A 10,933-nucleotide genomic window follows, 5' to 3' on the forward strand; every position below is an offset into this window, starting at 1 on the left:
TCAAGTACCGCAAAAGGTCTTGTATGGGCCGAACTCGGCTGGCGCCGGCGCCTCGAACAGCGACCATTCGGGACGGCGCGCATAGGGGTGGCGCACCACTTCCAGCAATTCGGACCATGGCGCAAGATCGCCCGCCTCCGCCGCGCCGAGCGCCGCCTCGACCAGGTGATTGCGCGGAATATAGAGCGGGTTCTCGCGGTCCATCGCGTCGGCGCGGTCGAGCGGGCTGCCGCCACCCTCGATCCGCTCCCACCATTCGGCGATCCATGGCGCCATCGCATCGGAGGCCGGAAGAAGCCCCTCCAGCGCCCTGCCCTCGCCGCGCAGCAGCATCGCGAGCGCGCGAAAGAAGGAGGTGAAATCGATCCTGTGCTCCTCCAGCCGGTCGAACAGCGCGTCGATCAACGCGCCATCGTCGGCGGCGATGCCCTCCAGCCCCAGCTTCGCGCGCATCCGCGCGTGCCATTCGGCGCGAAAGCGCTCCGGGATTGCGTCGACCAGCTGTTTCGCGCGTTCGACATCGTCGGGGTCGACCGCGTGGATTGCGGGCAGCAGCGCCTCCGCGAAGCGCGCCATGTTCCAGTGCATGATCTGGGGCTGGCGGCCATAGGCATAGCGGCCGTTCGCGTCGATCGAACTGAACACGGTGTTGACCGAGAAACGGTCCATGAAGGCGCAGGGCCCGTAGTCGATCGTCTCGCCGCTGATCGCGACATTGTCGGTGTTCATCACCCCGTGGATGAAGCCGACGCCGAGCCAGCGCGCGACCAGATTGCATTGCAAGCCGATCACCCGGTCGAGCAGCGCGAGATGGGGGTTTGGCGCAGCGCCCAGGTCAGGAAAATGCCGCCGAACGCTGTAGTCGGAGAGTTGCACGACATGGTCGACACCGAAGTGCGCGGCGAAGAACTGGAAGGTGCCAACGCGGATATGACTGCTCGCGACGCGCGTCAGCACCGCACCCGGATGCGCCTGCTCGCGCTGCACGCGGTCCCCGGTTGCGACCGCGGCGAGCGACCGGGTGGTCGGGACGCCCATCGCGGCCATCGCCTCGGATATCAGGAATTCGCGCAGCACCGGTCCGACCGCGGCCTTGCCGTCGCCGTTGCGCGAAAAGGGCGTCGGTCCCGACCCCTTGAGCTGGATATCGAAGCGCGCGCCATCGGGCGCGACCAGCTCACCGAGCAACAGCGCGCGCCCGTCGCCGAGTTGCGGCGAGAAATGGCCGAACTGGTGCCCGGCATAAGCGAGCGCGAGCGGGTTGGCGCCGCCGGGCATCTCCTCGCCCGAAAAGAGCCGCGCGAGTTGATCGTCGCTCGCGTCGGCAACGTCGATACCGAGCCGGTCGGCGAGCGGCCGATTGAAGACCAGCAGCCGCGGCGCCGACGGCTTCGCGGCTTCGGCGGGGGCGTAGAAGCCCTCCATGGAATCGTGAAAACTATTGTCGAACGCAATATCCATGGCGCCTTGTCGAGCGTTGACGTCCCGAATGCAAGTGGCCGGGCGGCACCTCATGCAGCCCGGCCAGCCTGGGCGTCAGCCGTCGATATCGAGGCCGAGCGCGAGACGTCCCGCAAGCTCGAGCTGCGCAGGCTCCTGCAACGGATGGAAGCGCGCACCCTGGATGTCGCGGAAGGCACGCTCGATCGGCGACTTGCGATAGAAGGCGCCGCCGCCTCCAACTTCGAGCGCCAGCTCCACGGTGCGGATCGCGGCGCGACCCGCGACGGTCCGACCGGTCATCACGCGGCTCGTCGTCTCGGGGCCCGGCTGCGCGGTCGCGGCGGTCGCTATCATCGCGGTGAGCGCGGTCTCGGCGGTCCACACCGCATTCTGCATCTCGCCGGTCAGCGAGACCAATCCCGCATTCGCCGGTTTCTTCCGCGCCATCTCCAGCGCCGCGTCGCGAGCGCCTTCGGCAACGCCCAGATAGGCCGAATAGATCAGCGGAAAGGCGATCATGCTGATAATGTGGAATAGCGGATGCCATTTGCCTTGCGGGCGGCGGCCCGACACCGCCGCGTCGGTGACGAACACCGCCTTCAGCTCGACATCGTGCGATCCGGTGCCGCGCATCCCCATCGTGTCCCAGGTGTCGAGGATCGTTACCCCTTCGGCCGAAAAGGGAATGGCGAAATGCAGGACCGTAGCGCCCGCTTCGGGATCGTCATAGACCGCGCTCGTCATCAGCAGACTGCCGGCTTGGCACCCGCTCGAAAACACCTTGCGCGCGTCGATCCGGAAGCCGCCCTCGACCTTCGTCGCGGTCCCCGCCCCCTGCAGCCAGTCCGATCCGCCGCTCGACACGAGCACGAGATTCTCGGCCGCAACGCGCCGCAGCAGCCCATCGGTCGGCGCCTGCATATGCTGCCAGCGCCACGCCGCGACCGCGACCTGATGACAGTGCATCGAAAAGGCGAGCGCGGTCGATCCGCACGCCCGGCCGATCCGGCGCACCACGCAACACAGCGTCGCATGGTCCATCCCGTCGCCGCCAAGCTCGACGGGCACCGCCGCGCCGATCAGGCCCGATTCGCGGAGCAGGTCGTAATTCTCGGCGACAAAACTGCCATCGCGATCGTGTGCGGCCGCGGTCTCCCCGATCTTCGCGGCGATCCGGTCCGCGATGCCATACCAATATTCCGGGGTCTTTTCTTCAGTCGCTACCAACATGTTCGTCTCCATGAATGTCCCTTGATGGCGACGGGTAATGACGGCCCGCGGCGATCGGAGATAGTTCAGGAACTGAATCGACCCCGGTACAGAAACTGAACTCGCGCCGGACACGACTCCTGCGATATGATGCGCGCAGGAGGAGCATAGCATGGCGAATGCCAGTTACGGTCAATTCTGTCCGGTCGCGATGGCGGCCGAGATATTGTGCACGCGCTGGACGATCGTGCTGGTCCGCGAACTTGCCGCAGGTTCCACGCGTTTCAATGACTTGCGCCGCGGCGTCCCGCGCATGTCGCCCGCGCTGCTGTCGCAGCGGCTGAAGGATCTGGAGGCGGCGGGGATCGTCCACCGCACGCCGGTCCATGGGGAATCGGGTGTGTTCGAATATCGACTGACCCGCGCGGGACAGGAACTCGCGCCGGTGGTCGAGGCGTTCGGCATCTGGGGCAAGCGCTGGATCGACGGCGACCTCTCGCTCGAGAAGCTCGATGTGCAGCTTCTGATGTGGGACATGCGCCGCGGGCTCGTCCTCGACCCGATGCCCGACCGCAAGACGATCGTCCAGTTCCGCTACACCGACCTTCCCGCCGACCGCCGTTCATGGTGGCTCGTCGTCGAGCCCGGCGCCGAAACCGAGCTCTGCTCGGTCGATCCCGGCCACGACGTCGACCTTTACGCCGCGACCGACCTGCGCACGATGACCGCGATCTGGATGGGCTATGATTCGGTTGCAGCGGCCACGGCCGATCGGCGCCTCCTGCTCACTGGTGACGACGGACTGACTGCCAGCATCGAGGCATGGCTCGGCCTCAGCCCATTTGCCAAGACCCGTCCGGTTGAGGCCATCGCTGCGGGCTGACGCCGGCGATCTTCATCTTTTCGTGTGCTTTGAGCTATATGGGCGGCGCTCGAAGGATCGGCAGCAAAAACATGGACGCATCGAAAGGAACGTGAATGAAGGTGTTCGTAACCGGCGGGGCTGGCTATATCGGCAGCCACACGCTGGTCCAGTTGCTCGCCGCCGGGCACGACGTCTGCGTCTTCGACAATTATTGCAACAGTTCGCCGGTCGCCCTCGCGCGCGTCCGTCAGCTGACCAATCGCGACGTCGCCATGGTGGAGGGCGATATCCGCGACGCCGACGCCCTGACCGCCGCACTGGTCGATTTCGCGCCGGACGCCGTCATTCACTTCGCGGGGCTGAAGGCGGTCGGCGAATCGAACGAAAAGCCGCTTCTCTATTACCAGACCAACGTCACGGGTTCGACCAATCTGCTGGCGGCGATGGATGCCGCAAACTGTCGGCGCATCGTCTTCTCCTCGTCCGCCACCGTTTACGGCGAAGCGCAATATCTGCCCTTCGACGAAGAACACCCGATCGGTCCGACCAATCCTTATGGCCGCACCAAGGCGATGGTCGAGGGGATCATCAGCGACTGGGCCCGCGCGACGCCTGACGCCTCGGCGGTTCTGCTCCGCTACTTCAACCCCGTCGGCGCGCATGAATCGGGCAGGATCGGCGAGGATCCGCAGGGCATTCCCAACAATCTCATGCCGTTCGTGGCGCAGGTTGCCGTCGGTCGGCGCGCAAAACTCTCGATCTTCGGCGACGATTATGACACGCGCGACGGCACCGGCGAGCGCGACTATATCCATGTCGTCGACCTCGCCGACGCGCATCTGGCGGCGCTCGACTACACCGGCCGCGCGATGGGGTGCGAGGCGATCAACGTCGGCACCGGGCAAGGCGTAACGGTCAAGGAACTCGTCATCACCTATCGGCGAGCAAGCGGCCGGCCCATCCCGCTGGAGATCGTCCCCCGCCGTCCCGGCGACGTCGCCAGAAGCTACGCCGCGACCGCCAAAGCCGAAAAGCTGCTGCACTGGCGCGCGGCGCTCGACGTCGACGCGATGTGCGCCTCCTCATGGCGCTGGCAGTCGGACAATCCGCAGGGTTATCCCATGGCAGGCGAGGTCTGACCATGGCTATCCTGGTCACCGGTATCGCAGGATTCATCGGAATGCATGTCGCGGCAAGGCTGCTCGCGCGCGGAGAAACGATCGTAGGCATCGACAATTTCAACGATTATTACGCCGTTGCCCTGAAGAACGCCCGCATCGCGGAGTTGGAACGCTGCGGCGCCGACCGACTCACCGTCCACACCGCCGATATCGGCGACGAGGCGGCGCTGGCGTCGGCGCTCGGGACTGTGAATTTCGACCGGATCGTTCATCTCGCCGCGCAGGCGGGGGTACGTTATTCGATCGACAACCCCGCTGCCTATGTCCGTTCGAACCTTGCCGGGCATCTCAACATCCTCGAACTCGCGCGTCATCGCAGCGTGACGCACCTCGTCTATGCCTCCTCTTCCTCGGTCTATGGCGCCAACAAGAGCATGCCTTTCAGGGTCGAAGACCGTACCGACCATCCGATCTCGCTTTATGCCGCGACGAAGCGCGCCGACGAATTGATGAGTGAAACCTACGCACATCTGTTCCGCGTTCCGCAGACGGGCCTGCGTTTCTTCACCGTCTATGGCCCGTGGGGACGCCCCGACATGGCGCTGTGGAAATTCACGGCGAACATCCTCGAGGGCAAGCCGATCGACGTCTACAATCACGGCGATATGCAGCGCGACTTCACCTATATCGACGATATCGTCGACGGTGTGCTGCGCAGCCTCGATCATCCCCCAGCCGACGACGGTAAGGAGAAGGCGGGCGGCTTTACCACCCCGCACCGGCTCTACAATATCGGTAACAACAGGCCCGAGCCTCTGATGGATCTGATCGCCGCAGTCGAAGAAGCATGCGGACGAAAGGCAGAACTCAACCTGCTGCCGATGCAGGACGGCGACGTTCCCGCCACTTTTGCCGATATCGACGCGATCGGACGCGATCTCGGTTTCCGGCCGACCACGCCGATTGCCGTCGGAATACCGCAGTTCGTCAGATGGTATCGCGACATCTACCAGTCGCTAGGCGGGTCTACACCGGAGCGGACTATGCAACCCTGACGACGAGCAGCTTGAGTTCATTCACATCTACAGGATTATTGGCTGCGTCGAAGCAACGCAGACGAACCGAGTTGACCCCGGTCAAATCGCACCGCACATTGCCGGTGCCCTGGTTCGTCGTGGCGAACACCGAAAAGTCGTTCGCGGTCTGGGTGGATCGGGTCATCACGACGACATAGTCGCCGATACCCTTGCGTTGCACGGCGGCGACTCCGAATCCCTTCGTGATCCTGGGGGTTCGCGTGCCATCGATGTTCGCCGATGCGAGGATCGCTCCCTGCGCTGCCTCGGGCTCGTTCCGGATCGTCACGTCCGTATCGTAGGAAATCGTGCCGAGCCCGCCAGGACGATTGTCCTTCAGCAAGTTCACAGCCCCATTGCGACAGCAATTTCGCATCCGCAACGTTCCGGTGAAGCCGGGTGCGATTTCGACCAGGTTTGTAACGCCGCCTGCGGCATCAGCCCCGCTCAATCCTTCGATGAGATGGTCTCCGGCCCCGTCGATATAGACGCCCGTCACACAATTCTCGACGTGACTGGCATAAAGGCGCAGCGATCCGCTCAAGATATCGACCGCCCTGGGCATCGAGCGGTTATCCGCGCCGCCTCCGGCGACCGTGGTGGCAGAAATGACTAATTGAAACGCCTGCGCGGCGAGCATGTCGTGCAACCGGATGCCGGAGATGCAGCCGAGGGGCGAACCGAAGATCTCGCTGTCGGAAAAGCGGCAAAGCGCTGCGCCGCCGTCCATCCCGCGCAGTTGGACGCCGATTCCCCGGAATTTCTCTATCAGTACGCTCCGGAGGCCACCGCCTTCTTGCCACGCCTCGCTGTCCACACCGCCCAGCCCGGCGACATTGTTGCAATCGAGGGTGAGCTGCTCGATCGAATTATCGAACGAGCTGGCCTTGCCGTTCCTGACTGTCGTCATGAAAGGACCGGAATGGTCCGGCCCCGCCTTGATCTTCGATCCTCGCTTGTTCTGGCCGCGCAAAATTACCCTGTTTTCGAGATTGAATGGCGCCGACACAGTTAGCTGGCCACGGCCGAGCTGGATGCAGTGCCCCTGGACATCGCCGCGCCAGGCCGCTCCTTCGCCAATGGCCGCGACCAGCTGCTCACGATCGTCGCCCACAAACTGCGATGGCATGAGCGGCCCGCCAGCGATCCATTCTGACACGGTCTGGACGCGCAGGCCCGAACCAGCCTTGAGGCGGTTTCCAACCAGATCGCCGCCGTTGTTCCCCGATAACGACAGCAACGAAACCGGGCGATCATAGGGATCGTCGTCGAACACCACGCCCTGGCTGTTGGCGTTAACCACCTTGACGCGCAGGCCACCCGGATGGTCGTGATAGAAATGCGGTATCGGCGCACCGAATTGGACCGAGACGGGGTTCGCCAGTGCCTTGGTCAGCTCCGGGTCGGCGAACAGACGGACGAATGTCTCCGAACCCGCCTCGAACGCATGAATTTCCAGGTCACACGCCAGCCCCATGGCTTCCGCGATACGATGGGAAATATCCGAAACCTTGGCCAAATTCTTGCTCCGATCATCGGCTCGGACGGCCCGGACCTGCCCTTCTTACTACCGGATTTGCCCTGATCGGCAATTCCCCCTTCGAGACGACGCGGTGTCGGCACCACCGCGTCGTCCAGATAGGAAGGCGGCTTAGGTCACGACATCCAGCCGGATCGAGTCGAGCTGAAGCGTACCTTTCGCACGGCGGGCGGGGCGCGCCCGGGGGTTGATCTGTTGCGGGAACAGGACGACCAGGATCATCGACAAAAACGTCCCCTCCAGCGCGCGCCGGATCGGCGCCGTCGAATAAGTGTTGGTTCCGTCCGGGCCATTGCCACGCAATACGCTGGTCGCCAGCGGTTGCCAGAAGGCGTCGTCGGGGATGAAACGCACCGAGAAGTCGAACCATCCGCTATCGGCAACGGATGGCTTCAGATGCGGCCAGCTGATTCCGCTATCGGGACCGATGCCGAAGCCGGCCGCATCGCTGACCAGCCTGTCGACGCTGATATAATTCACCGCCTTCCCCGATCCGCCCGGCGAATCGTCGATGGTCTGAAAATGCCATGCCAGCACGGCGCCCGGTGGCAACTCGAAATCGACGAGCCGTAGCCGCGTGGTGAGAATGGCATTTTTGAGCGGCGTCGAACTGCTCAGCGCAGCGTGCCACGTCGGCTGCAGGACGAGCGGCAGTTGCAGGAAGCCGGGACCGGGCCAGACATGATTCGCGTCCCACCAAAGGCCGTCGTTCCCTGACAGATCCTTCTCGATGTAACCTTCGGCATTCCAGTCATACGCGATATACTCCTCGGTGAGCGCTTCTCCTCCAAGGCGGGCGCGATACATGCCGGCATCGACGTCGGTTGCGAAATCGTGGTCAAAGAGCGTGGTGCGCGGGATAGCATCGAACGCTGCGAGATTGTCGTCGCGCCAGCGTTCGCGAAGCGAGAGCGTCGCTTGCTCCGCGATTTGGGCCGCGACGAGCGCCTGCCGCTGGCCGACGTCTTCAGCCGGATCGAGGATGATCCAGTAGGGCGCACCGCCGGCGTCGTCGGGATCGCCAGCTTCGACATATTGCAGCGTGTAAAGCTGGCCGGCCTGAATGCGGCCAGCGACCGGCACCCCACCGTTTAGTTCATATACCGGGAGCGCAGGCGCGCTGTTTACCTGCAACGACAGGTGCGATGCCGTCTGGGTGCCGTTGAAGCGCGCCAGGTACAGCTGTTTGTTGTCGGGCAGATAATCGAGATTGCGGGTCCGCGTCACATAGGCATTGCCGCTGCTCGACTCCGTGTCGGTCAGGATGATCGGGGGCGACGTGTGCGCCTTAGCCGGCGAGACGACACTGAAGATCCCGCCGAACGCGGTGCGATATTGCAGCGTGACATAGTGCTGCGCCTTTAGCTGTTCGCGATCGATAAGCTGGCCGGCATGGTCATAGACGGGAACCGGCGCGCCGCCGTTGAGCGCTACCGTCGGAACGTTGACCGACGGACCGGGATAGGTCGAGTTCAGCTGGAACCGATACAGGCGATAGATATCAGGCGTCGTTTCCGTACCATAGGCCGTCTGAAGCGAGATCTGCGAACCGGTCGAGGCCGTAACCCCGCAATAGACGACCTCCTTCCTCTTCATATTGTCGAGTTTCGTTTCGATTGCGGCGAACTGGCCGTCGACCGCTTCGACGAGATCGTTGACCGCTGTCGACAGGGCGTTCGCAATCCACGGCGCTTCGATCCAGTCGGTCGCCGAGAGATCCCAGGCATAGAAGCCGTTGGCGGTATCATCGGGATCGTCGTTGTTGTTCCAGACATAGCTGAGCGTGCCGTTCGGCTGGGTCGTATCGGCGTCGCGCGCTCCGACGGTCTCATAGCGCTGGAATCCGAAGGCGGCTGACGAAATAAGCGCCAGAATGTCGTTCATATCGACCCGCGCAAAGCTGTCGGGCGATCCGGTTTTCACGGCCAGCAATTTGGCAAGCGCCAGATCGGCGGGGGAAAGAATAGGTGCAGTTGCGGCTTCACATGACATTCGATTCTCCTTGAGAAAGGACGAAGGATCATCGTCCCGAAACCGTCATGGAACCGTCACGGAAAGTAGGAAATAGGCCGACAATCCTATTTTAGCTGCCTATTGAACGCCGCAGCGGGTCAGATTGCATGGCCGCCGTATCAAATGGTTGTGCGCTGTCCGGGGAGCCCTTATGAGCGACGTCATCGCGTCCTCCTCCTCTCGATCGCCGCCCGACTGACCCCATGAAACGCCTGTTCGATGTCCTGCTCGGTCTGGCTCTGGCTCCCGTTGCCGTCATCGCGTGCCTCGCCGCCGCGATTCCCATCGCGATCGAAGCGAAAGCCTCGCCGCTGTTCTTCCAGACACGCCTCGGACTGCGCGAGCGTCCGTTCCGTTTGCTGAAGTTGCGGACCATGCACGTCGCCACGCCCAGCGTCGCATCGCATCAGGTTGGCGCCGCCAGCATCCTCGTTACGGGCCGCCTCTTGCGCCGCCTCAAGATCGACGAGCTGCCGCAAATCTGGAACGTTCTCAACGGGACCATGTCCTTCGTCGGCCCGCGACCGGGGCTTCCGAACCAGGTCGAATTGACCGAAGCGCGACGAACGCAGGGCGTATTCGACCTCGTTCCCGGCATCACCGGCGTCGCACAGATTCGCGGGATAGATATGTCGACCCCGGACAAGCTGGCGCTAATCGACAAAAGCTACGACGGTCCTTGGTCGCTCGCGCAGGATTTGCGGATCCTGTGGGCAACCGCGACAGGCGCCGGGTCGGGCGATGCCGCATCCGGGCCGCAAAGCCGATGACCCGCGACCGGTATCTGGTGGTCGGCGCCAATGGCGAGCTCGGGCAGGCACTGCTGCGCGAGCTGGGCCCCGAAAGAGCCATTGCCGCGACGCGGAAGGCGGACACGCCGCTGCCAGGCTTCGAACATGTCCGAATCGGCCAAGACGGCACTCCGCCTGCCGGGACTCTCGCGCGCTGCGCGGCTGTCATCAATGCTGCCGGCAGCGCAACGGGCGACAAACCGACGCTACAGTCGGCGAACATAGATCTTCCCCGGGCGATCGCGCACGCCGCGAAAGATGCCGGCGTTCCCCGGCTGGTTCAGGTCAGCAGCTTTTCCATTCTCGGCGCGGCCGAGCATATCGACGATCGGACTGTCGAGCGACCGATCAATGCATATGGCCGATCGAAGGCCGCGGCCGAGCATGTCCTGCTAGGAAATTCCGATGACGCATTTTCGGTCGAATGCGTACGATTGCCCTTTTTGTTTTCAGCGGCTAAGCCTAGCCTGCTGGCTCCGCTTTTATCGCTGGCAACCCGGCTGAGGCACCTGCCGGCCGCTTCGGGACACCCCGTTCGGCGCTCCATGATCACCTATGCCGACGCCGCGCGCCAATTGGCAAATGCCGCGCGGTCGGGGACAGGCGGAATATCTTTCGCAGCCGATCCCCGGCTTTTCGACTATGACCTTCTCGGCGTGGTGCTGGTTGAGGAGGCTCGTATGAGGCTTCGTATCGTCTCCCTACCGCGGATCGTCGTCGCCGGCGCCGACCGGCTCTTCCCCGCGATCGGGCGTCGGCTATTCCGATCGAGCGTCCTCGACCCGCGGGCAAATCGCGCCGGCAACCAGCCGTTGGGCCTTGAGGACGAACTGCGCAAACTGGTGCGATCCACATACGGCTCTTAGACGCCGCGG

The 10,933-nt window shown here is 63.7% G+C and carries 9 protein-coding genes; 5 read left to right on the forward strand and 4 right to left on the reverse strand.

The window, feature by feature from the left end; all coding sequences use genetic code 11:
- Together QOL79_RS10595 and QOL79_RS10600 are read right to left on the reverse strand one after the other, a co-directional pair.
- Window positions 1-1,461, reverse strand: coding sequence for a protein adenylyltransferase SelO (locus QOL79_RS10595; protein WP_283419576.1), 1,461 nt, complete (start codon window positions 1,459-1,461; stop codon window positions 1-3).
- Window positions 1,462-1,536: 75 nt separating this feature from the next.
- On the reverse strand, window positions 1,537-2,673 hold the full coding sequence (locus QOL79_RS10600) for an acyl-CoA dehydrogenase family protein (protein ID WP_283419577.1): 1,137 nt from the start codon (window positions 2,671-2,673) through the stop codon (window positions 1,537-1,539).
- Window positions 2,674-2,824: 151 nt separating this feature from the next.
- Here QOL79_RS10600 and QOL79_RS10605 point away from each other — a divergent pair, with 151 nt between their 5' ends.
- The 3 genes from QOL79_RS10605 (at window position 2,825) to QOL79_RS10615 (ending at window position 5,693) form a co-directional block, all read left to right on the forward strand.
- Window positions 2,825-3,535 carry a winged helix-turn-helix transcriptional regulator gene (locus tag QOL79_RS10605; RefSeq protein WP_283419578.1) on the forward strand — a complete coding sequence of 237 codons (711 nt, stop codon included), beginning with the start codon at window positions 2,825-2,827 and terminating at the stop codon, window positions 3,533-3,535.
- Window positions 3,536-3,630: 95 nt separating this feature from the next.
- Window positions 3,631-4,656 carry a UDP-glucose 4-epimerase GalE gene (gene galE, locus QOL79_RS10610; RefSeq protein ID WP_283419579.1) on the forward strand — a complete coding sequence of 342 codons (1,026 nt, stop codon included), beginning with the start codon at window positions 3,631-3,633 and terminating at the stop codon, window positions 4,654-4,656.
- 2 nt (window positions 4,657-4,658) lie between these two features.
- The gene (locus QOL79_RS10615; protein ID WP_283419580.1) at window positions 4,659-5,693 is read left to right on the forward strand and encodes an NAD-dependent epimerase/dehydratase family protein; all 1,035 of its coding nucleotides are present in this window, start codon (window positions 4,659-4,661) and stop codon (window positions 5,691-5,693) included.
- Here QOL79_RS10615 and QOL79_RS10620 read toward each other — a convergent pair.
- Both QOL79_RS10620 and QOL79_RS10625 read right to left on the reverse strand, forming a co-directional pair.
- A complete protein-coding gene (locus QOL79_RS10620; RefSeq protein ID WP_282947666.1) occupies window positions 5,680-7,233 on the reverse strand; it encodes a hypothetical protein in 1,554 nt (517 codons plus the stop codon). The two genes, QOL79_RS10615 and QOL79_RS10620, sit on opposite strands and share 14 nt — an antisense overlap.
- 132 nt (window positions 7,234-7,365) lie before the next feature.
- The gene (locus QOL79_RS10625; RefSeq protein ID WP_283419581.1) at window positions 7,366-9,177 is read right to left on the reverse strand and encodes a hypothetical protein; all 1,812 of its coding nucleotides are present in this window, start codon (window positions 9,175-9,177) and stop codon (window positions 7,366-7,368) included.
- A 293-nt stretch (window positions 9,178-9,470) separates the two neighbouring features.
- Between QOL79_RS10625 and QOL79_RS10630 the strand changes: the two genes are divergently transcribed.
- Both QOL79_RS10630 and QOL79_RS10635 read left to right on the forward strand, forming a co-directional pair.
- A complete protein-coding gene (locus tag QOL79_RS10630) occupies window positions 9,471-10,037 on the forward strand; it encodes a sugar transferase (RefSeq protein WP_282947664.1) in 567 nt (188 codons plus the stop codon).
- The gene (locus tag QOL79_RS10635; RefSeq protein ID WP_283419582.1) at window positions 10,034-10,924 is read left to right on the forward strand and encodes an NAD-dependent epimerase/dehydratase family protein; all 891 of its coding nucleotides are present in this window, start codon (window positions 10,034-10,036) and stop codon (window positions 10,922-10,924) included. Before QOL79_RS10630 ends, QOL79_RS10635 begins: the two co-directional genes overlap by 4 nt.
- Window positions 10,925-10,933 lie beyond the last annotated feature (9 nt).

It is taken from the genome of Sphingopyxis sp. Geo48, from assembly GCF_949769155.1.
Lineage (GTDB): Bacteria > Pseudomonadota > Alphaproteobacteria > Sphingomonadales > Sphingomonadaceae > Sphingopyxis.

What these genes read in the sequence shown, in the direction of transcription:
- QOL79_RS10595 (WP_283419576.1), bottom strand. Translation starts at nt 1,461, where the DNA reads ATGGATATTGCGTTCGACAATAGTTTTCACGATTCCATGGAGGGCTTC.
- QOL79_RS10605 (WP_283419578.1), top strand. Translation starts at nt 2,825, where the DNA reads ATGGCGAATGCCAGTTACGGTCAATTCTGTCCGGTCGCGATGGCGGCC.
- QOL79_RS10635 (WP_283419582.1), top strand. Translation starts at nt 10,034, where the DNA reads ATGACCCGCGACCGGTATCTGGTGGTCGGCGCCAATGGCGAGCTCGGG.
- QOL79_RS10600 (WP_283419577.1), bottom strand. Translation starts at nt 2,673, where the DNA reads ATGTTGGTAGCGACTGAAGAAAAGACCCCGGAATATTGGTATGGCATC.
- QOL79_RS10615 (WP_283419580.1), top strand. Translation starts at nt 4,659, where the DNA reads ATGGCTATCCTGGTCACCGGTATCGCAGGATTCATCGGAATGCATGTC.
- galE (WP_283419579.1), top strand. Translation starts at nt 3,631, where the DNA reads ATGAAGGTGTTCGTAACCGGCGGGGCTGGCTATATCGGCAGCCACACG.
- QOL79_RS10630 (WP_282947664.1), top strand. Translation starts at nt 9,471, where the DNA reads ATGAAACGCCTGTTCGATGTCCTGCTCGGTCTGGCTCTGGCTCCCGTT.